Here is a 22,261-nt window from a genome sequence, read left to right as displayed (position 1 = left end):
ACATATACATATTTTTGTGCCTCTCTTCTTATGAAGGGGGGCACTTTTTTATTTGAGCCATGATCGTCAACAAGAAGTATACATAGCGAAAGGAGCAAGTCTTATATGATCAGAGTTCAGAATGTTACGAAAGTATTCGAGACGAAGAATGGCCCATTCACCGCTTTAAAAAATGTTTCCTTCGAAGTGAAGAAGGGAGAGATTTATGGTGTGATCGGATTCAGCGGGGCGGGAAAAAGCACGCTTGTCCGCTGTCTCAATTTTTTAGAGAAACCATCATTGGGTGATATTTTCATAGAGAGGCGCAGCCTGAAAGATCAGTCGGCAGTCGATCTGAGGAAGGAGCGGCACCGCATCGGGATGATCTTTCAGCATTTCAATCTGTTTCAATCCCGGACGGTGGCAGGGAATATCGCCTATCCTCTGAAACTTGCAAAATGGCCAAAAGAAAAGATCAGCGAGAGAGTAAAGGAATTGCTCGCGTTTGTCGGACTTGAAGATAAAGCGAAGCATTATCCGGATCAACTGTCAGGAGGGCAGAAGCAAAGGGTGGGAATAGCAAGGGCCCTGGCGACATCGCCTTCGATTCTGCTCTGCGATGAAGCCACATCCGCACTTGATCCTCAGACGACGGAATCGATTCTGAACTTATTAAAGAGAATCAACGCGGAGTATGGCATTACGATTGTGATGATCACCCACGAAATGGGGGTCATCCGGAAATCTGTGATAAGGTCGCTGTCATGGAAAATGGAGAAATCGTTGAAGAGGGAAGCGTCTTCGATATCTTCTCCAACCCGCAGACCCCGACGACGAAAAACTTTGTGAAGAGTGTCATGAATGATCAGCTGCCGGCATCGGTTCTCGACAAATTGAATGACAGCAAAGAAGGGCGCATCTGCCGCCTCATTTTCAAGGGTGATTCGACGGGCACGCCGATCCTTTCCGAAACGGCAAAGAAATTCGATGCCCACATCAATGTGTTATTCGGCCAGATCACGGAACTCCAAGGTAAGCCGTTCGGGAATCTCATCGTACAGATCATTGGCAGCAAGAAAGAGACGGAAGAGATCCTGGATTATTGGAAGAACAGATTATTCGTAAGCGAGGTGGAGAAGCGTGCAAGTTAACTGGGAATTATTCTGGCCAAGAATTATTGAAGCGACATGGGATACCGTGGCGATGGTGTCATTCTCCCTCCTGTTTGCCACGTTGATCGGGCTTCCCCTCGGCATCATCGTTGTGGTCACGAGGAAGGGGCACTTACTTGAAAATAAAATCGTCTTTTCCATATTGAGCAGCATCATCAACGTGTTCCGTTCGATTCCGTTCATCATCTTGATGGTGGCCATCATCCCCTTTACAAGATTGGTAGTGGGCACATCGATCGGAACGGCGGCAGCCGTGGTACCTCTTGTCGTATTTGCAGCACCGTATATTGCAAGACTGGTAGAGAGCTCGCTCCTTGAAGTGGAACCGGGTGTCATTGAAGCGGCGGAGTCCATGGGGGCAGGGCCGTGGCAGATCATCTTCGGGATCCTCATTCCGGAAGCACTGAGTACACTGGTCCTGAATATTACGATCGCGACCATCGGACTCGTCGGAGCATCGGCCATGGCCGGGGCAGTCGGAGGCGGTGGACTCGGGGACCTCGCCATTGCTTACGGATATCAGCGATTTGAAACATCCGTCATGATCGTGACCGTCATCATTTTAATCGTGATGGTGCAGGGACTGCAGACAGCAGGGAATACATTATCAAAAATCATCAGGAGACGTTAGGAGAGAGGAATATGAAAAAATCAATCAGCCTGGCAAGTATCGCCATTCTATTAATCACCCTTATATTGAGCGGCTGCTCGGGAGACAGTGCATCCGGCTCAGGTGAAAAAGAAGTCGTTAAAGTCGGAGTGAATGGATCTGGGGTGCCGATTTGGGAGTATATGAAGGAGAAAGCAGCGAAGGAAGGGATTGAAATCGAGATTGTGGAGTTTGCCGATTACGTGAGACCGAACCAGGCGCTGGCCGATGGGGATATCGACCTGAACGCCTTCCAGACGATTTCGTATTTTGATTCATTCGTTGAAGAACATAATCTGGACCTTGTACCGATCGGCTCGACGATCATCGCGCCGATGGGAATCTATTCGGAAAAATATAAATCGGTAGAAGACTTACCGAAAGGCAGTAAAGTAGCCGTTCCTCAAGAGGCGACTAACTTAGGCCGTGCCCTTCTCCTATTGGAGGAAGCAGGTTTGATACAACTGAAAGAAGGTTTTGATCAGTCACAGGGTCTCGAAGCGATTAAAGAAAACCCGAAAAACCTTGAATTCACACCGGTCGTCGCTGCCCAGACACCGAGGGTACTGCCGGATGTGGCGGCATCGATCATCAATAATGGTGTGGCTGTTGAAGCAGGGTTCGTACCGGTTGATGACAGCATCTATATCGAAGGGGCGGAGTCTAAGCCGTTCATCAATATCATCGCAGCGCAGGAAAAAGATAAAGACAATAAGACCTATAAAAAGATTGTTGATCTCTACCAGGAAGATGACGTAGCGGAACATATCAAGAAAACATATAAAGATTCCCTGATCCCGACATTCGTGCCGGTCAGTGAATTGCATTAGGAGGGAAAAGAGATGAGTCAACCAGCAGCGATTGCCCATCGTAAGAACAACATCCTCTCGGCAGTGGATCAACTGGCTGTGAAACTCGTGTCGACCAGCCATCAGATCCACGACAATCCTGAAATCGGTAACGAAGAGTTCTTTGCTTCAGAGACCTTGACCACCCTCCTTGCAGCCAACGGATTCTCCATTGAACGGGGAGTGGCGGGCCATGAGACTTCCTTTGTGGCACGCAAACATTCAGGAAAAGAAGGGCCGGTCATCGGCTACCTGGCTGAATATGACGCCCTGCCTGGACTCGGTCACGCCTGTGGTCACAATATCATCGGGACGGCAAGCTGCGGGGCGGCCATCGCCCTGTCGTCCGTACTCGATGAAACAGGAGGGGAAGTGGTCGTGTTCGGGACTCCTGCCGAGGAAGGCGGTCCGAATGGAAGTGCGAAGGGCAGTTTTGTTAAGGCGGGCTTGTTCGAAGGAGTGGATGCCTGCATGATGGTCCATCCGTTCAACAGGACAACACAGACAGGGAAAACCCTTGCGGTGGATCCACTTGATTTCGAATTCAAAGGAAGATCTGCCCATGCGGCAGCTTCCCCTGAAGACGGCATCAATGCCCTTGATGGTGTGATCCAGCTGTTCAACGGCATTAACGCCCTTCGCCAGCACGTGACCGATGATGTCAGGATCCACGGCATCATCACCCACGGCGGGGACGCACCCAATATCGTCCCTGACTATGCAAAGGCCCGATTCTATATACGGGCTGCCACCAGGGAAGCGTGCAATGAAGTCACGCAGAAGGTGAAAGCGATCGCTGAGGGATCGGCACTTGCCACGGGGACAGAACTGAATGTCATCAAAATCCAAAATGAAGTCGATCACTTTCAGCTCAACCGCCGTTTCGATCAAGTATTCCAGCGCTCCATCGAGTCACTGGGGGAATCCTTCGACGATACAGAACGAAAGGGACTCGGTTCCTCCGATGCCGGTAACGTCAGCCGGGTGGTCCCGACCATCCACCCCTACATCAAAATCGGCCCCGAATCCCTCGTCGTCCACACGAACGAATTCAGGGAAGCGGCTAAATCCACCGAGGGTGACCGTGCGCTTGTGATCGGAGCAAAGGCACTTGCGCTGACAGGGTATGAACTGCTGACGGATAAGGGGCTTTTAGAGGAAATATGGGAAGAGTTCGGTACAAGTCAATAAGGATGAGAAGACAGCCAGATGAGGGCTGTCTTTTTTGTGAGAGAGCTTGCCCTTTATAGGAGAATCGGTGACGGTAAAATAAGCGGAGTTATTCCGGTTATATTGTGAATGGAACTTATTTTCGGGGGAAATAAGCGGAGGTTTTCCGCTTATGAATAGAAAAATCACCTATTTTTGTACTTTTTGAGTAAATAGGCGGAATTTTTCCGTCTATTTCAGCCATTTTTCTATTAAATTACTAATTAACGGGAATTTTTCCGTCTATTTAACAGAACTAAAAAATCTGATACATAAGTAACCAAACGCTTGGTTTATAATTTCAAAAATATAGATAAAATGCTTATTCCTCCAAAGGGGGATTGCTCAATAGTATCATATTTGAAATAATTGGTATTCTAAGATGATTATGAATATAGAGGTGGAATCATATGCCTAAAATTGACAATATGTTAGCCATTCTATGGATGCTTCGTTCAGGTGAAAAAATGACAGCACAACAAATTTCAGAAAAGCTAGAGATGAATATAAGGACTGTGTATCGTTATATTGATACCATTTCAACAAGTGGCGTACCGATCGTTTCAGAACCAGGACATAACGGTGGATACTCTTTATTGAACCATTTTGTTGAGGCTCCTCTGTTTTTTGATTTTGAGGAGCAAACTTCACTCTTTCATGCGGCTGTTTTTGCAGAAGAAGCCGGGTATTATGGAGGGGAAGCACTCGGTAGGGCCATTTCTAAACTAAGCCACCACTCCAATCAAGAGCAGGAAGCAAAGATCAACCAACATGTAACCAGTCTTGAAGTCATAAGTCGATTACGTCCACCCTCTATGGAACTTTTACTGAAGGAGTTGGAGCAGGCCGTAGCTGACGGGTACTCAGTCAACATTCTTTATCAAAAGAGTGGCGAAAAGCCATTAAGTGAAAGATTGGTTGATCCGTACAAAATGATCTATTGGAATAATAGGTGGTATGTGATTGGATTTTGTCATCTCCGAAATGATATTCGCAGTTTTAGAGTCGATCGAATGGAAAGTCTATTGGTAACTTAAAATACGTTATAATTACTAAATGCAATCCTGATTGACCTCTCTATAAGTAACAGCGTTAGAAACGTACTATATTTTACACGAAAGGATCGTTACAATTGACTCTAAACAAAAAGTCGTTTCTCGTAATAGCTTTCATTCTTGTGGGGGTTACCATTCTGATTTTTGTTTTTAATATAGTAAATCAATCACCAAAAAAAGTAGTAACCAATATCATGGAGGATGTCCAGGAAAACAAGGAAGTCGAAGAAATCTCAAATGAGAATCAAAAAAAACTTCAATACTTTTTTGAGTATTCCCAAGAGCGAAATTTAGAGAATCCAAATTTAATTGTAAGTGATTTTCCTAGTAGACCCAATATTGTTACAGTAACGATCGAAATCATTCAAAACGATAAAAAAAAGGGTATAGAAGCAATTTATGAAGGTCGTGCTGATTTTTATTTAAAGAAACAAGGTCTTAAATGGGAGGTAGAGAAGATACAAGTTACTCCCTACAAAAAAGAAAGGTAACTTTAGAACTGGATCTTTAAAATCTGAACGGAACAGTCATTTCGCCGACCATCTTTATGTATCTTAGTCCATATTCAGTATAGAGGACTTCAAAGGATAATAGTTCACTCACATGTTTACTAATCCTATGACAAAGAAAAAGACTCGTCACTTGAAGAGTCTTTTTTTTCTACTGGCTACCATTTATGAATTCAAATAGTATATCATTATAGACTGATATATAGCTATTGCTCTTTATAGATTCCAAAACTTTGGATCGCCTGCTGAAATACCAAGGACACTAGCTCTTAGTTCATGAATTCAAAATTTATCCTTTGAACTGGTCAATAAGTTTTAGGATTAAACTATTGCAAACGATTACAAACCTATGTTATTTTATGTGTAACCGGTTACACAATAACCAACCAAACGAACAGGAAGTGACAAGCGTGGCAACAATCAAGGATGTGGCGAGTGAAGCGGGGGTGTCGGTGGCGACGGTCTCCCGGGTGCTGAATGATAACGGCTATGTAGGAGCCGAGACGAGGAAGAAAGTGATGTGGGCGATCGAGAAGCTGAATTACAGCCCGAATGAGGTCGCACGCTCCCTATATAAACGAGAGTCGAGGCTGATCGGACTGCTGCTTCCGGATATCACGAACCCGTACTTTCCGCAGCTGGCGAGAGGGGTCGAGGATGAAGTGAGTGAGGCTGGTTTCAGGCTACTCCTAGGAAACAGCGACGAGAACATTCAGAAGGAGCTGGATTATATCCAGACTTTCGTTCAGAACAATGTCGTCGGCATGATCTCAGCGACCAATCATGTGGAGCATGATCAGCTGTATAGTGAATTGAATCTCCCACTCGTCCTCCTTGACCGGACCACGGATAACTATCCGGCGGTCTATGCGGACGGCCGCAAAGGGGGGCGCCTGGCGGCAAAGACCTTAGTTGAAAAAGGGGCGAAGCGGATCACCGTCATGAAGGGACCGGGCCACGTCAAGCCGGCTCAGGACCGATTCCGTGGAGCCGTGGAGTACTTAAGCGGGACCGACGTCGATTTCACGGTGATGTCCACGACCTCGTTCTCCTTTGAAGATGCAAAGGGCTGGGCGGAGGAACTGTTCGCCACGTATCCTGATACGGACGGGGTGATCGCAAGTAATGATATCGTCGGGATTGCGATTCTCCATGAGGCCTTGAGACTCGGGAAGAAGATACCTGAAGACGTACAGATCATCGGCTACGATGACATCCCACAGAGCAGCCTTTCCTATCCGGCGCTCTCCACAATCAGGCAGCCGGCTTACGAAATGGGCAGGCAGGCCGCGGCACTTCTGATTAAACTGATAAAAAAAGAACAAGACATCGATACAACGGTTCAGCTTCCGGTTGAACTCATACAGCGAAACACAACACGAAAGGGATGAAGGAAGATGAAAAAAGCGAAGATTGCCGTGATCGGCAGTTCATCCATGGATCTGGTGGTGACATCATCCAAACGACCAGGTGCAGGGGAAACGGTACTGGGGGACAGCTTTGACACGGTTCCCGGAGGAAAAGGAGCCAACCAAGCCGTTGCCGCAGCAAGGCTTGGAGCTGACGTGTACATGATCGGATGCGTAGGAGACGATCCGTACGGCCAAGAGATTTTAGAAAACTTTAAGAGCAACGGTGTTCATACCGACTATGTGGAACCGGTTACAGGTCAGAAATCCGGAACCGCTCATATCATCCTCGCTGAAGGGGACAACAGCATTGTCGTCGTCAAAGGGGCCAATGATCTTGTGACTCCTGAGTACGTCGAGAAAACAGCAGATTTCCTCAAAACATGCGATCTCATCATGATCCAGCAGGAAATCCCAGAGGAAACCGTTGAGTACGTGGCAGACCTGTGCAACAAGATTGAAGTCCCACTGCTACTGAACCCGGCTCCGGCACGGAAGATTTCACAAAAAGTCATCGATGGAGCCAGATATCTGACACCGAATGAACATGAAGCAGATGTACTCTTTAACGGAATGAATCCGTCAGAAGCACTGAAACAATATCCTGACAAAGTCATCATCACCGAAGGAGCAGCCGGAGTCCGCTACCATGATGGAACAAAGGAAATCATGGTTCCTTCCTTTAAAGTCGAAGTCGTTGATACGACTGGAGCAGGCGATACCTTCAACGCCGCATTCGGAACGGCAGTTGCTGAAGGACAAACAATGGAAGAAAGCCTCCGATTCGCAAACCGCGCCGCATCCCTTTCCGTGACTGGATTCGGGGCACAGGGCGGAATGCCGACAAGAGATGAAGTGGAAAGGAAGCTGGCAGAATGAAACGACATGGCATCTTGAACAGTCACATTGCAAAAATACTAGCCGATTTCGGTCACACTGATACGATCGTCGTGGCCGATGCCGGTCTCCCGATTCCGTCAGACGTCGTGAAAATCGACCTGGCATTGAAACCGGGAGAGCCGTCCTTCCTTGACGTGGTGGAACTGTTAAAGGAAGAAATGGTCGTCGAAACCGTAACGCTTGCAGAAGAAGTGGAAACGAATACAGGGGTCCATAAACAGATGACCTCATGGTTTGATGGGATCCAGTATGTATCCCATGAAGACTTCAAGAAAGAAACCCATAAAGCGAAGGCCGTCATCCGCACGGGGGAAGTCACACCATACGCAAATTGCATCCTTCACGCGGGAGTCATTTTTTAAAACAAAGGGGGTAGTAGCATGCAGATCAGCATGAAGAATATCCATAAAGCATTTGGGACGAACAAGGTCCTTGAAGGCGTCGACATCGAGATCGGGGACGGAGAAGTTCATGCCCTGATGGGGGAAAACGGTGCCGGAAAGTCGACCCTGATGAACATCCTGACGGGTCTTCACAAGAAGGATCAGGGAACGATCACCATCGACGGGAAGGACATGACGTTCGATAATCCGAAGCAGGCCGAGGAATTCGGCGTTGCCTTCATCCATCAGGAACTGAACGTCTGGCCGGAGATGACCGTCCTTGAGAATCTTTTCATCAATAAGGAACCGGTTACACAATTCGGTCTCATCAATACGAGAAAAATGAAAGCGGTTGCGAATGAACAGTTTGAAAAGCTGAACATTTCCATCCCTCTCACAAAAGAAGCGGGACAGTGCTCGGTCGGGCAGCAGCAAATGATCGAAATCGCCAAAGCCCTCATGACGGATGCAAAAGTCATCATCATGGACGAGCCGACGGCGGCCTTGACGGACCGGGAAATCGAGACGCTCTTCACCGTCATCCGTTCCCTAAAGAAAGCCGGCGTATCAATTGTGTACATCTCCCACCGGATGGAAGAGATCTTCACGATTTGTGACACCATCACGGTCATGCGAGACGGACGCACGGTGGATACAACGCCAATCCCCAAGACGAATTTCGATGAGGTCGTGAAGAAAATGGTTGGACGTGAACTGACCGACCGCTTCCCGGCACGGGATCCAAAGCCAGGCGAAACGATGCTTGAAGTACGGAACCTGACTAAGAAGGGACTGTTTGAAAAAGTAAGCTTTGAAGTCCGTTCAGGAGAAATCGTCGGTATGTCAGGATTGATGGGAGCAGGCCGAACGGAAATCATGCGCACTATCTTCGGACTCGACGGCCGTTATGAAGGCGAGATAATCGTAAACGGTAAACCGGTCACCATTAAAACACCTGATCAGGCGGTAAAACTCGGTCTTGGTTTCATCACCGAGGATCGGAAGGATGAAGGACTCGTCCTCGACTTTTCCCTGAAGGATAATATCGCTCTTCCAAGTCTCTACAGCTTCACGAAAAAAGGCTTGATCAACGATAAAAGCGAACAGGACTTTGTGGAAATGCTCATCAAACGGCTGACGATCAAAACTGAATCAGCCCGGACTCACGCAAAGAACCTTTCCGGCGGGAACCAGCAGAAAGTTGTCATCGCCAAATGGATCGGAATCGGTCCGAAAGTGCTCATTCTCGACGAACCGACAAGGGGAGTCGATGTCGGAGCAAAACGGGAAATCTATCAACTGATGAACGAGCTCACCGACCGGGGTGTCGCGATCGTAATGGTATCATCCGAACTGCCAGAGGTACTCGGAATGAGCGACCGCATCCTCGTCGTCCATGAAGGGACCATCGCAGGAGAGCTATCAAAGGAAGATGCCACACAGGAAAGAATCATGACATTGGCGACAGGAGGTCACGCACATGAATAACGCACTCAAAACGAATCACGTCGGCAATCTGATGCAAAAGCTCGGTCCACTTCTCGGACTGTTTGTGCTGATTGCGACCGTATCCATCATCAACCCTAGTTTTCTAGAACCCTTGAACTTATTGAATCTATTACGACAGGTTGCGATCAACGCTCTGATTGCCTACGGGATGACCTTCGTCATTTTGACCGGGGGAATTGACTTATCCGTAGGCTCGATTCTCGCCTTATCCAGTGCCCTGATGGCCGGGATGATGGTATCGGGAATCGACCCGATCCTTGCGATCCTGATCGGCTGTATTCTTGGAGCCATGATGGGAATGGTCAACGGACTATTGATCACAAAAGGAAAAATGGCGCCGTTCATCGCCACACTTGCAACAATGACGATGTTCCGCGGGTTGACGCTTGTGTACACAGACGGAAACCCAATCACGGGACTCGGTGACAGCTATGCCTTTCAACTGTTCGGAAGAGGATACTTCCTTGGAATTCCAGTACCTGCCGTTACGATGATTCTGACATTCGCGATCCTGTGGGTGATCCTGCATAAAACCCCGTTCGGCCGAAAAACGTATGCCATCGGTGGAAATGAAAAAGCAGCCCTCATCTCAGGGATCAAAGTTCCACGCATCAAAGTGATGATCTACTCCCTGGCCGGCTTACTGGCCGCACTCGCAGGAGCAATCCTCACGTCACGCCTGAATTCAGCCCAGCCGACAGCGGGTACATCCTATGAACTCGATGCCATTGCCGCCGTCGTCCTAGGCGGGACAAGCCTGTCAGGCGGACGCGGACTGATCGTCGGAACACTGATCGGTGCACTCATCATCGGAACGTTAAACAACGGTCTGAACCTGCTCGGCGTCTCATCCTTCTTCCAAATGGTCGTAAAGGGTGTCGTCATCATCATCGCCGTTCTCATCGACCGAAAGAAAGCAGCGTAGGAGGGATACTATGAAAAAAGCATGGTTACTACTAATCAGTTTGTCACTCCTATTCCTAGGCGCCTGCTCCCTGCAGCCGCCGGAATGGGCAAAGCCAAATAAAAGCTCGAACCCTGAAGACATCAAAATCGGACTATCCGTTTCAACCCTAAATAACCCATTCTTCGTCTCCATGAAAAACGGAGTAGAAGACGAAGCAAAAAAACAAGGCATGGAAGTCGTTGTCGTCGATGCACAAAACGATGCTGCCAAGCAGATCAATGACGTAGAAGACCTCATCCAGCAGGGGGTCAACGTCTTACTCATCAACCCAACGGACTCAGCGGCCATCTCCACTGCCGTCCAGTCCGCTAACAGCCTGGGTATTCCCGTAGTCACCCTTGACCGCTCAGCGGAAAAAGGAGACGTCGCCACACTCGTCAGTTCGGATAACGAAAAAGGCGGCGAAATGGCCGGAGAATACCTCGTCGAACAACTTGGTGAAGGAGCCAAAGTTGCAGAACTTGAAGGTGTCCCTGGAGCATCCGCCACACGTGAGCGGGGAGCCGGGTTCCACAACATCGCGGATGAAAAGCTGGATGTTGTGGCCAAGCAGACTGCCAACTTTGATCGTACAGAAGGATTGAATACAATGGAGAACCTGATCCAGGGGAATCCAGATATCAAAGCGGTGTTCGCTCATAACGATGAAATGGCATTGGGAGCACTGCAGGCGATCCAGAGTTCTGGTCGTGATGTATTAGTCGTTGGATTTGATGGAAATGAAGATGCGATGACTAGCATTCGGAATGGTAATCTGTCTGCGACTGTGGCTCAGCAGCCTGAGAAGATTGGTTCGTTGGCCGTTCAGGCTGGGGCTGATGTGTTGTCAGGGAAGAAGGTAGACAAGAAGATTCCGGTTCCGTTGAAGTTGGTGACGGAGGAGAATATAGAGGCATTAGAAGAATAAACTAGGTGGGAAGCCCCTTTCGTGTGTTTGTGCGGAAGGGGCTTTTTCTTTTGGATAATGGAGTTAGACCCTTGGTACGTGGCATCAATTGTAATCAGGTTCGCAACCAAATAGATATTTATCTATCGGATTTGATGCAAAAAGATGAACAACTCAGGAATTTATAATAATGCAGGTAGAATGAAAAACTGGTATTGCATTAATAATTTTTTTGAGGAGGGGATTTTGATGATACATACGAAAACGCCTGGAGGAATTTACGATGAGAATGATTACTGGGCTGTTTCATACATTGACATTCCACCAGACAATCCCGATGATTAAAAATCAGTGGCAGTTCTTCATTTGAAGATTTTGGGGTCAAACCCTCGCTACACGATTTTGAGCAGACATTGTAGATCTTCCTGCGCAATGAAACAACTACATTTAGATCTAGTGGGTCATACTCACGTCACATTTCCGATGTACCATAAACATAATAAAAACTTCTATTGTATTCAGGAAAACGTTCCTCATGCAGATGAATCAGACATTGTGTTGAGTGCGCAATAAAGCAAATGAAGAATATGCAGTGATATTATTTTTATTTCATCACCTATACTATAATGGTGACTATCGATATAAAATTTCTTACTCCTGGTTGTACATAAAGATACTTTTTCAGAATGAGGTGTTATCTTGGCCACCATTTTAGTAGCAGATGATGATCATTTCATTAGGGAATTGATCGGGATCTATTTGAAAAAAGAGGGATATACAGTTGTAGAAGCAACCGATGGTGTAGAAGCTGCGAATCTTTTATCTGAGCGCACCATTCATTTATGTATCATTGATGTGATGATGCCAAATAAAAACGGCTGGGAGCTTTGTAAGGAAATAAGGGAGTTATATGACCTGCCGATTTTAATGGTTACGGCTAAGGGTGAGAGCGAAGATAAAGTAAAAGGCTTTCAGCAAGGGACGGATGATTATATTGTCAAGCCATTTGATGCACATGAGTTAATGATGCGGGTTAAAGCGCTGTTGAGGAGATACAAAATCAATACGGCAGATAGAGTAACCATTGGAAATGTCATCATTGATGCGAACCGTATGGAAGTGACCGTTAATCATGAGCCTGTCCTTTTTCCGTTAAAAGAGTTTCAACTCCTGTACAAACTGGCCAGTCATCCTGGTCAAGTGTTCTCAAGAGACCAGTTAATAGAAGAAGTTTGGGGAAGTGATTTTGAAGGCTTTGATCGAACCGTCGATTCACATATTAAGAAAATAAGAAAAAAATTAAATCAACAAACGGCATTTGATATCGTGACAATCAGGGGACTGGGCTATCGTTTAGAGGTATCGAAGGATGTTTAACACGTTATATGTCCGCGTTGTAGTCACATTCATTTTGGTTGTAGGAATAAGTTTGACAGCCGCTTTCTTTATCACTTTCAGCTATTATCAAGAACGTGTGTTAAATGAGTTGGAGGAAGAAATGATCCAGGCTGGCAAGGGGATCATTCAGTTACAGAAAACGATGGGACAAGAGAACCTTGAAAGCTATTTAGCGGGTATACCAGCCATGACGATAGCCCTCTATTCAGAAGATGGAGAAGTGAAGGTGTTTGGAAAACATACGGATGAACCATTGGCAGCCCCTTCTGACGTCCGGAAAGTGCTGAATGGAGGCGTGTATCGAGTGAAATCCACGGAAAAAAGGTTGTTAAAGAAAGTGACAATCGGTTTGCCATTTCAAGTGGAGGGAACGAGATATGCGCTCTTTCTCAAGCCAAGAATCATGGATCGCATTGATGTTATTAAAGAGGCTCTGATTACCGTATTACTGTATGTGTTGATGATTGGCAGCTTACTTTATTTACTGGCAGCTTACCTATTAGTCAATCCAATCAAAAAGCTGACCGCGTTGACAACCAAAATCGCAAAAGGTGACTTCAAGCAAATTAATTCCATTAAGCAAAAAGATGAAATCGGCGAATTGGTCAGAAGCTTTAACAAAATGACTACGGAACTGATGAAACTGGAAACGATGCGAAAAGAATTTATATCCAATGTTTCACATGACTTACAATCACCTTTGACATCAATCAGGGGATTTGCTGTTGCGATAAAGGAAAATGAGTTTTCAAAAGAACAGCGGGATCATTACTTAACTATTATTCAAAAAGAAAGTGAACGACTTGCAAAGCTGAGTGAGAACTTATTAAAACTGTCCGTGTTGGAAAATAAGGATTCATTACTGGAGAAAGAAACCTTTCGCCTCGATCAACAAATCAGGCACGTTTTTTTAAGCCATCAGCCCCAATGGCTTGAAAAAAAACTTGAGTTGGATTTAGAGAAGGTTGAAAAAGCAGAGATCACAGCAGACCGATTGCAATTAGAGCAGGTATGGCATAATTTACTAACCAACAGTATCAAATATTCCAATCTCTGTGGCGAAATTAAAGTAGTGGTAAGGGAGATGCAAAACAAAATCCACGTTGTTTTTTCGGACACGGGGATGGGGATTCCTGAAAAGGATCTTCCGTCTATTTTTGACCGGTTTTACAAGGTGGACAAAGCAAGGGTCCCTTCAGGACAGGGCAGTGGATTAGGGCTGGCCATTGTCAAGAAAATCATTGACCTTCATGAAGGTGAAATCTCCATTGAAAGTGAAGTTGGAGCAGGAACTTCTATTCATATCGTTCTCCCGAAATAACGGCAAACTCTTCTATAGAGTCTGCCTTTTTTTTATGTTTCTTGGTCATATTCAGGGCACATTTCTCTTTTATAGTGAAATCATAATCGAAAGGGGACATGCGGAAGATGAAAAAATGGATTGATTTCAGCTTGAAAAATAGTGTTGCCATCCTTGTGTTAACGATCCTGGTGGTAGCAGCTGGTTTACTATCAACAAATACGATTAAGTTGGAAACCTACCCTGACGTGGAGGTTCCAACCCTTATGATACAGGTGGGTTATCCGAACCATTCCTCGGAAGAAGTGGAGCAGGATATCACACTGCCAATCGAGGAAGCGGTTGAACAACTGGCCCCATATGAAGAATTAACGAGTACAACAGGGGCAAACAGTGCCATGATTCAAGTAAGCTATGACTTTGATGAAGACATGGATGAACGGGAACGTGACATTCAATCAGCCATCAGTAAGCTTTCGCTGCCTGAAGATGCCACTCTTACGTATAAACGGTTATCAGCCAGTGCAAAGCCTATCTATCAGATTGCCTTTGCAGATGATGAATTAACAGCGTTACAAGATGATGTTACGGATAGTCTTGCACCACAGCTTCAAACCATTGCAGGTGTGAGTGACGTAACAGTCTCAGGAACATCCACAACCAAGCTGGTCGTAGAAGTAGACGAAGAAAAAGCAGCTGAGAAAGGGGTAACCGTGACAAGCATCATCAATGTGTTGAACGAGAAAAATCACGTGATGCCGCTTGGAAGTCTGGATGAAGAAGGGCAGATCCCGGTTAGTATAGAAGAGGACATTTCCAGCGTTGAAGAGATGAAGAAGATCCAAATCCCTGTCCCTCAACAAGGGAACCAGCCCAATGGAAAGGCTTCAACTCCCTCCCAGCCTCAGCAGTCAACGTTCATTTCCTTAAGTGATGTGGCTGAAATCAAAGAAGTTGACGAACAGAACAGCATCACCCGCTATAATGGAAAACCGGCACTTTTGTTAAATGTAACGAAAACACAGGATGCGAATACGGCAGAGGTGGTTGAGCTTTTAAAAGAAGAGGTGGAAGACTTCAATGATTCCTATGACTATGAAGTATATGCCATCACTGATCAAGGGAAAGAGGTAGAGAAATCCGTCAACTCCCTATTAAAGGAAGGCGGATTCGGTGCCTTATTTACGATCATGATCATCTTGTTGTTTTTAAGAAATTTCCGGGCCACGTTCATTGCCATACTATCATTACCGATTTCAATATTAGGGACCATTGCCGTTCTTGACTATTTGGGATACTCCTTAAACATCATGACACTTGGCGGGATGGCAGTGGCCATCGGCCGGATTGTCGACGATAGTATTGTCGTCATCGAGAACATGTTCCAATGGATGCATAAGAAAAAAGATGTGTCAAAACGGGAGCTCATTCTAAATGCTACCAAAGAAGTCATCGGAGCGGTCACGTCGTCTACGGTGGCCACCGTTGTAGTGTTTCTCCCCTTGGCTTTTGTAGGGGGAATTGTAGGAGAGTTTTTTAAACCGTTCTCGATTGCCGTGGTGACATCCATTGTTCTTTCCCTGCTTGTAGCATTCATCCTCATCCCTGTTTTGGCTTTGGCGCTTTTAAAAGAAGGAGGCCATGAAGAGAAGCAGGGATGGATTCAAAAGGCATACCACCGGTTATTAAAGGGTTCCCTGAACCATAAAAAGATGGTCATGGTAAGTGCAGCAGTATTATTGGCCGGAGCCCTCTTCATGGTCGCTTTCATCGGCAAGTCCTTTCTGCCAAGTGGTCCAGCAAGTGCAGTAGAGGCAGACATTGAACTTCCAGTGTCCGCAACACTTGAAGAAACCAATAGGCTTGCAAAAGAAATAGAAGACATGCTCATGAAAGAAGCGTCCGTAGAGTACGTTCAAGGCTCTGTCGGATCCGTCAATAACACGAATCAATTAAAGCAAAAAGCATCGGCTGATTATAAAGCCACCTTCTTTATTCAATTACAAGATGGGTACACCGTAACAACAGAACGAAAAGCCCTGGAAGAAGAAATAACCGAACTGGTATCAGCATCATACAATGACAGCACCGTTCGCATGCAAGAGGTACAGCAGGAAGGACCTCCATCTGGAAAGACGATTGATATCACCCTCTACGGTGAGAATGTAGAGGCTCTCCTCGATGCTGCCGATCAAGTAGGAGGTGCCTTACGTGAAAATGACCAATTAACAGATGTGTCCAGCTCTGCACAAAAGCTTCAAACGAAATACAAATTGGAATTAACAGATGAAGCCGTTGAACTAGGCGTCAATCAATATAGTATTCACCAGCAGCTAAAGGAAAAAATGAATGAACTGTCAGCGGGTGTGATGGAGGTTGACAGCAAAGAGCTCGAGGTAGTGGTAACATACAACGAGCTCATCCGTGACAAAGAAGAACTGGAAAATACGGAGATCCTCACACCGCAGGGACCAAAACCTTTAATCGAACTCGCAACGATTGAGGAACAGTTCATTCCAGCAAGTATTCAGCATAAAGACGGCAAACTTGCCTACACATTATCAGCAGAAAGTGTCAGTGAGGAAGTTGGAGACGTAACGGAACAAGTAGAAAAAGATGTGGCCTCACTCCCCATCTCAGAAGAAGTCGCATGGGAAGTCGGTGGCGGACAAGACATGATGACAGAAGGCTTCCGTGACCTTGGTCAGGCCATGATGATTGCCATAGGACTGGTGTTCTTAACGCTAACCATCACATACGGGGGAGTCATCACCCCATTTGTGATCCTTTCATCATTGATATTTGTCCCAATCGGCTCTCTAGGGGCTCTCCTGATCACAGGTGAAACCCTATCCATGAGTGGAATGATCGGGATGCTGATGCTAATCGGGATCGTCGTCACCAATGCGGTAGTCATGCTGGACCGCGTAGAAGCCAATCGCATTAGCGGAATGGCCTTAGAGCATGCAGTGATTGAAGCCTGTACCACCCGCTTCCGTCCTATTCTGATGACGGCTCTAGCTACGATCCTGGCACTCGTCCCACTGGCTTTATCCACATCCTCTTCAGGTGTGATATCAAAAGGACTGGCTATCACAGTCATTGGCGGACTGACCACCAGCACACTGCTCACCCTTGTCTTCATACCCGTTCTGTACAGTGCAGTAGGGGAATGGAGAAGGTTATCTTAAACATGAGGTAATGATAAAGTACCAGATTGTTTCATTGTAAGAAGAGAAGATTGGCTTGATTGAATGCATCTCCAGTGTTCTTCAATCATATATTTTTTAACGAACAGGCAGGATGAGCATTCTGCCTGTTCCTATAGGGGAGGGATCATGTTGAAGAAGTGGATCGTCGTCAGTGTTGCCGTGATAGTGATTTTATTGGGCAGCATGTATGTGACAAAGCCTACAGAGGATAAGTACGCAGAGTGGCTGTTGAGTGTTGTCAGTGAAAGAGTTGGTGCGAACCAACCTTTAGAGAATAAAACGTTGAAGGCGTTAGGGGAGAAAATGATTAAAAGTAATTCAGAGTATCATGATTATGTTTTTTTTACTGTTCATACAACCCGATTTATGGGGAAGGAAATGACGTTTATTGGTGTTTATGGTTCTTTTGTGCCTGTTAGGGAGAGGTAGTGGGGTAGGGAAGGAAGTGAGAGATATAGAACTGAGAGATTTAAAATAAAGTAGATAATTAGGGACAAAAACTATACAACTAACCAGATTTATCCAATCGAATGTACCTTGGTGCATTAGTATAAATATAAGTCCGAAAATAATAACAGCAATCATGGAGCCAATTGAGCCTAAATTCCACCAAAGTGCTCTATTACTTTCCTCAATTGCAATTGGGGTAGAGTGGCGACGGTTCCGCCTCTACCTTTTCCTTTCGACCATCTCCGGAATTCACCCAAAAAGTAGAGTAAGAACCGTCCCCGGTTTGCATTTCATTGGCAGGATGGATGTAATCATGATGTTTGAGTAGTTCATACGGAGGAGTTCTGGTTCGAGCACTTGGAAGAGTGTATTTTATACTAGGTGAAGAGGAGAATACAGGTCTATTTCATCAATGGCTGATAAGGTCATTAGTTGAAAGTGCGCTTTTCCAGATTAATGCAAAAAGTCAAATTGGATCCGTCCCCGTTTAACCGGAGAAAAACCAAAAACGCACGGTTGTACCAATCAACAAGATTTGAACAAAATTTTATTTTACCTTGCAATAAAATAATTTGTCAATACTAAATTTGTATTTTTATCAAAAAAATGGTATGATCATTACCTGGTGATTCTTTTACATTGAACGTTTAGTTATATATCTTATTTATTCCGTAGGGAAATTCAAACAGTTTTTGTGAGCTTTTTAGGCAATAGTACCCGAGTTATTATACAAGGAGGACTAATATATTGAATTTAATCAATAAGAAAGTTACACATGAGCGGTTTGGTATGGGAAGTATCGTTAAACATAATGATACGGTAGTTGAAATACATTTCGCCTCGGAAAATAAAAAATTTGTTTACCCGGATGTTTTTGGACAGCACTTGAAACTACATGATAAAAGTGCTGCCAATTCACTTGAAAAAATTTTACACGAGCAGGAAATGGAACGCAAAGAGGAAGAAATGCAGAAGCAAGAGGAAAAGGAACGGCAAAGAAAACACCAGGAGCTTCGAGTTGGTCATGAAAAACGTATGAAAAATCATAAACTTCATCCCGAATCGCAGATGGTTTACAGGTGCGATACAGAAGAACAGAGTAGCTCCTTTTCAGATTGGACGGTTTCCTCTGGTGAAATTAAAAGTGGTAATAATAAGGGTAAGCCAAACAAGCCCAGTCGCTTACACCAAAACAGTGCGGTCCTGCTGACAGCGGTCGATCCCGGCATGCTTGAAAAAGACAGACGGATATTAGGTGTCTATATGGTGAAGGATAATTTCATCGGTAAACTTTGTGAAGATGGAAATATTCCTGCCCATTCCCATTACAGACTCCAACTTACAGACGAGGAATCGAAGCAGATGCCTTTTTGGAAGTACTATGCCAATGAAAAATCCCCTCAAAAAACGACATGGAATACAGGTAAGTACCGTTATTTTGATAATTCGTGGATGGCTCAGATTTTGCGCGACATCGTTTCATTGAAAAGTGACACGGAGGAACAAGAGCTGGCACAACAATTTCTGGACCATTTCTCTAAAATGAATCAAATAGTAGAGCAGGAGTTAAAAGAGCCAAATGGAGCATTATTGCGTGCTTAGATAAGAACAGCGGGGGAACTGGCACATATAAGGTGAGAGATAGTGTTAGGTTTACTGCGAATAGTGTTAAAAAGGGACAAGGCGGCCGCCTTGTCCCTTTTAGTGGTTTTTGGACACCTTACTTGGTGATATTGGGGTCAGACCCTCGTTACGGTGAAACGTTAATGAGTTGGGGTCTGACCCAAATTTCTGAAGGGGTTTTTTTGCAGGAAATATTGGGGTCTGACCCTAGGTGCGGTGAAGCGTTAATGAGCTGGGGGTTTGACCCCGTTTTTGTTGGATGCTCGATTTGGATACATTTAATCACCTGTATATGTGGATTCTGTTGAATGCCTTGTATGAAGGTGGAGTTCAGTTAGGGTGTGTGGCGCTCGGTGAAAGGCCGTATATTCGGTCGATTGGGAAGTTTCGAGAGGACCTGTTTTATAAAGTGAGAATGTGGCCATTTTGTAAGAGATTGAAGTCTGAGAAGTATGAGTATGGGGATGTCTTTACGGTTAAACCGATGAATGATTTCTCTTGTGGGGATTGTTTCTATCGGATAGGGTTGTCTGTTAAAAAGGGATATGATGATTCGGGGATTGACCGGCTTGATAATGAAGCTGATTCCGGAATGTCTTCGTGCGGCGAAAAGCATGTGAATCAGGTACGGAAATAAACTGCAAACAGACTTAAGAACTTAGAGAAAGAATAGATTTTAGAGAACAACAACATCAAAACCACCGCCATTAGAGACGCTAAAGGTGTAGATAGTAGATAGGAGGGAGGAGATGATAGGACATTTCATTGAGATGAGGGGACGGAATAATGTGGTCTGACCTTCGGCGCTGTTAAGTGTTAATGAATTAGGGATTCGACTCCAATTTTCGAACCAACCAGAGGTAGCACTTCCCTAGCTATTAGCTTATCTGTATCTGCCGAAAGGCTGATTAATGGAATGGAACTTTACAGCGGCGTAGATCTTTTTATAGTTTGCAAATTTTTGTGACTTTGTGAAAAAGTATTCTTACTTAAAAGAGAGGTGAAATAATAAATTAGATTTTTCTTTCCTTTCTAATCGTTTCAGATTGTTAAGCAATTTTATTAAAAGTGAAAATGAGAAAATATGTTTTTTATGGAAAATTATAGGGTTTTTATATAGTTATTAAAAATATGTACAGGAAAATATACCCTAATGTAGAATTAAGTGAAAGGTGAAAAAGTGTAAAGGGATGATTAGATGGAAGAGAAAATACAAGAAGAACTATATGAATCTTTTAATTCGTTTCTAAAGTTTACGTTCGAATTAATTGAACAAGTAAAACAAGATAAAGAATACTTTAAATTTGCTGTAGTTAATATGCAAATAGCCTTGGAGCTTTTCTCAAAATATTATTTTACTAGAATGGGAAAACTTGAGGCGATTACCAAAAAAATAAATGGTGACAGTGTGATATTTAAAGATTTTTCACAGGTTCTAAATTTCTTTTTTAATAGCCATCATTGGTCGTATGGAACTAAAAAAGAATTAAAGTATATTTTGGAATTAAGAAATGCTATCGTTCACAAAGGTAGCAACACTCATTTTGATGATGACGCAGCCAATTTTATAATAAAAAGCATTTTCTTTATGCACGGTACCATGTATTCTCAATTTGGAGAATCCCTTTTAAAATCTTTTAGAGGACTTGATTTAAAGACAAATAAAATGTGGGTACAGGGTGTTAATCAATTTATAGATGATCATATAAGAGGAGATAGATGGGTGTGTCTTGATTGTGAAAATTATACAATGGTTACAAAAGAGTTCATAGAAGTGGAAGATAACACTCCATTTACTGATATTGATGAATTAGTTTGTTTATGTTGCTTTTCAGAGCTTTTGATAGGAACTGATTGTACATTAATAGACTGTTATAAGTGTTACGAAAACTCCTATTTTATTAATATTTTGAATCCACAACGTGATCAGCAGTATATTGGACGTTGTAGTGAATGCGATACATCTACATTGGTGAGGAAATGTAACGAGTGTGAAAGATATTATCACCCATATGAATCTAATGACTCCTTTTTTAACAATTCTTACTTTTGTTCAAATGAATGCTTAGAAATTTATAAAGAATATTAAATGTGCCAGGGGTCTGACCCAGCTTTCGTTGCTCAGCAGCCTGAGAAGGTTGGACAGTTGCCCTTCTGGCAGGGGCTTATGCAGAGGAAGAAGGTTGATACTAAAATGCCGGTGCCGTTGAAGTTGGTGACGGAGGAGAATGTTGAGGAATAGTTATAGTGAGGTTATGGGAAACCCCTTTCTTTGAAAGGGGTTTATCTTATTTTGGTAGAGGCAACTTTAAAGATAAATAGCATATCTTAAAATGACAAACTACTATGATTAATTCTACTTTCTTACTCTTTACCTCCATCCGTCTTTACTACACACATAGGATTAAAAAGGTTTCGCTTTTATTGCTATATACTAAAATCAAAGTGAATTATGGTAAAACTTATGCCGGCGGTCTGACCCTTGGTACAGTAAAGCTTTAATTTACTGTGTATCAGATCCTGATTTCATAATGAAGTAAAAAAGTATGGATATTGGGGTCAGACCCTCGGTACGGTAAAGCGTTAATGAGCTGGGGGTCTGACCCCGTATTTTCGTATATCTACATAGAATAAAGAAATAACCGTTTTTCACTAAATCTGAGTTCGATTTATGATCTCATAATAAAGTTCTTATTTGTTCACTTTTTTTGATTATTTATTAAATTATCTTCCCTTTAAACGAATTCCTTCTTCGCATATGAAGACGATAAAAATTCTAATTTAATTTATTTGTAAAATAGTG

At 44.3% G+C, this 22,261-nt stretch carries 17 protein-coding genes and 2 pseudogenes; all 19 read left to right on the top strand.

The window, feature by feature from the left end; translation table 11 throughout:
• Window positions 1-105: 105 nt before the first annotated feature.
• Window positions 106-1,130, top strand: a pseudogene (locus AAEM60_RS17660) (methionine ABC transporter ATP-binding protein).
• Window positions 1,120-1,782, top strand: coding sequence for a methionine ABC transporter permease (locus tag AAEM60_RS17655; RefSeq protein ID WP_148996068.1), 663 nt, complete (start codon window positions 1,120-1,122; stop codon window positions 1,780-1,782). Before AAEM60_RS17660 ends, AAEM60_RS17655 begins: the two are co-directional and overlap by 11 nt.
• Window positions 1,783-1,793: 11 nt before the next feature.
• The gene (locus AAEM60_RS17650; RefSeq protein WP_299739165.1) at window positions 1,794-2,630 is read left to right on the top strand and encodes a MetQ/NlpA family ABC transporter substrate-binding protein; all 837 of its coding nucleotides are present in this window, start codon (window positions 1,794-1,796) and stop codon (window positions 2,628-2,630) included.
• 12 nt (window positions 2,631-2,642) lie between these two features.
• Complete coding sequence (locus tag AAEM60_RS17645; protein WP_341356799.1) at window positions 2,643-3,839, top strand: M20 family metallopeptidase; 1,197 nt, start codon at window positions 2,643-2,645, stop codon at window positions 3,837-3,839.
• Window positions 3,840-4,267: 428 nt separating this feature from the next.
• Window positions 4,268-4,885, top strand: a pseudogene (locus tag AAEM60_RS17640) (WYL domain-containing protein); the annotation flags it as partial.
• A gap of 104 nt (window positions 4,886-4,989) precedes the next feature.
• A complete protein-coding gene (locus tag AAEM60_RS17635; RefSeq protein WP_341356798.1) occupies window positions 4,990-5,403 on the top strand; it encodes a hypothetical protein in 414 nt (137 codons plus the stop codon).
• A gap of 428 nt (window positions 5,404-5,831) precedes the next feature.
• Window positions 5,832-6,812 carry a LacI family DNA-binding transcriptional regulator gene (locus AAEM60_RS17630; RefSeq protein WP_341358014.1) on the top strand — a complete coding sequence of 327 codons (981 nt, stop codon included), beginning with the start codon at window positions 5,832-5,834 and terminating at the stop codon, window positions 6,810-6,812.
• Between the two features lie 6 nt (window positions 6,813-6,818).
• The gene (rbsK, locus tag AAEM60_RS17625) at window positions 6,819-7,709 is read left to right on the top strand and encodes a ribokinase (protein ID WP_341356797.1); all 891 of its coding nucleotides are present in this window, start codon (window positions 6,819-6,821) and stop codon (window positions 7,707-7,709) included.
• On the top strand, window positions 7,706-8,092 hold the full coding sequence (gene rbsD, locus AAEM60_RS17620; RefSeq protein ID WP_341356796.1) for a D-ribose pyranase: 387 nt from the start codon (window positions 7,706-7,708) through the stop codon (window positions 8,090-8,092). The genes rbsK and rbsD overlap by 4 nt, the downstream gene beginning before the upstream one ends.
• An 18-nt stretch (window positions 8,093-8,110) precedes the next feature.
• Complete coding sequence (locus AAEM60_RS17615; RefSeq protein ID WP_341356795.1) at window positions 8,111-9,601, top strand: sugar ABC transporter ATP-binding protein; 1,491 nt, start codon at window positions 8,111-8,113, stop codon at window positions 9,599-9,601.
• Window positions 9,594-10,547, top strand: a complete 954-nt coding sequence (gene rbsC, locus AAEM60_RS17610) for a ribose ABC transporter permease RbsC (RefSeq protein WP_341356794.1) — start codon at window positions 9,594-9,596, stop codon at window positions 10,545-10,547. Before AAEM60_RS17615 ends, rbsC begins: the two co-directional genes overlap by 8 nt.
• Before the next feature lie 10 nt (window positions 10,548-10,557).
• Entirely contained in the window at window positions 10,558-11,496 is a 939-nt protein-coding gene (gene rbsB, locus AAEM60_RS17605) for a ribose ABC transporter substrate-binding protein RbsB (RefSeq protein ID WP_341356793.1), read from the top strand.
• A 678-nt stretch (window positions 11,497-12,174) separates the two neighbouring features.
• Window positions 12,175-12,852, top strand: a complete 678-nt coding sequence (locus AAEM60_RS17600; protein WP_341356792.1) for a response regulator transcription factor — start codon at window positions 12,175-12,177, stop codon at window positions 12,850-12,852.
• Entirely contained in the window at window positions 12,845-14,194 is a 1,350-nt protein-coding gene (locus tag AAEM60_RS17595; RefSeq protein WP_341356791.1) for a HAMP domain-containing sensor histidine kinase, read from the top strand. The genes AAEM60_RS17600 and AAEM60_RS17595 overlap by 8 nt, the downstream gene beginning before the upstream one ends.
• Window positions 14,195-14,301: 107 nt before the next feature.
• A complete protein-coding gene (locus AAEM60_RS17590) occupies window positions 14,302-17,364 on the top strand; it encodes an efflux RND transporter permease subunit (protein WP_341356790.1) in 3,063 nt (1,020 codons plus the stop codon).
• Window positions 17,365-17,511: 147 nt separating this feature from the next.
• Entirely contained in the window at window positions 17,512-17,814 is a 303-nt protein-coding gene (locus tag AAEM60_RS17585) for a hypothetical protein (protein ID WP_341356789.1), read from the top strand.
• 768 nt (window positions 17,815-18,582) lie between these two features.
• Window positions 18,583-19,437 (top strand): malate synthase, encoded by an 855-nt coding sequence (locus AAEM60_RS17580; protein ID WP_341356788.1) that lies wholly within the window; start codon window positions 18,583-18,585, stop codon window positions 19,435-19,437.
• Window positions 19,438-19,726: 289 nt separating this feature from the next.
• The gene (locus AAEM60_RS17575) at window positions 19,727-20,095 is read left to right on the top strand and encodes a hypothetical protein (protein WP_341356787.1); all 369 of its coding nucleotides are present in this window, start codon (window positions 19,727-19,729) and stop codon (window positions 20,093-20,095) included.
• Window positions 20,096-20,656: 561 nt separating this feature from the next.
• Complete coding sequence (locus tag AAEM60_RS17570) at window positions 20,657-21,547, top strand: hypothetical protein (RefSeq protein WP_341356786.1); 891 nt, start codon at window positions 20,657-20,659, stop codon at window positions 21,545-21,547.
• Window positions 21,548-22,261 lie beyond the last annotated feature (714 nt).

The organism is Rossellomorea sp. y25 (assembly GCF_038049935.1).
In the GTDB taxonomy this organism is placed as follows: domain Bacteria; phylum Bacillota; class Bacilli; order Bacillales; family Bacillaceae_B; genus Rossellomorea.
Note: the sequence above shows the minus strand (reverse complement) of the source record. Positions and strands in the feature narration are given on the sequence as shown.

Coding starts and splice junctions, on each gene's coding strand:
- AAEM60_RS17650 (WP_299739165.1), top strand. CDS start 1,794: ATGAAAAAATCAATCAGCCTGGCAAGTATCGCCATTCTATTAATCACC.
- AAEM60_RS17645 (WP_341356799.1), top strand. CDS start 2,643: ATGAGTCAACCAGCAGCGATTGCCCATCGTAAGAACAACATCCTCTCG.
- rbsK (WP_341356797.1), top strand. CDS start 6,819: ATGAAAAAAGCGAAGATTGCCGTGATCGGCAGTTCATCCATGGATCTG.
- rbsD (WP_341356796.1), top strand. CDS start 7,706: ATGAAACGACATGGCATCTTGAACAGTCACATTGCAAAAATACTAGCC.
- AAEM60_RS17615 (WP_341356795.1), top strand. CDS start 8,111: ATGCAGATCAGCATGAAGAATATCCATAAAGCATTTGGGACGAACAAG.
- rbsC (WP_341356794.1), top strand. CDS start 9,594: ATGAATAACGCACTCAAAACGAATCACGTCGGCAATCTGATGCAAAAG.
- rbsB (WP_341356793.1), top strand. CDS start 10,558: ATGAAAAAAGCATGGTTACTACTAATCAGTTTGTCACTCCTATTCCTA.
- AAEM60_RS17595 (WP_341356791.1), top strand. CDS start 12,845: ATGTTTAACACGTTATATGTCCGCGTTGTAGTCACATTCATTTTGGTT.
- AAEM60_RS17590 (WP_341356790.1), top strand. CDS start 14,302: ATGAAAAAATGGATTGATTTCAGCTTGAAAAATAGTGTTGCCATCCTT.
- AAEM60_RS17585 (WP_341356789.1), top strand. CDS start 17,512: ATGTTGAAGAAGTGGATCGTCGTCAGTGTTGCCGTGATAGTGATTTTA.
- AAEM60_RS17570 (WP_341356786.1), top strand. CDS start 20,657: ATGGAAGAGAAAATACAAGAAGAACTATATGAATCTTTTAATTCGTTT.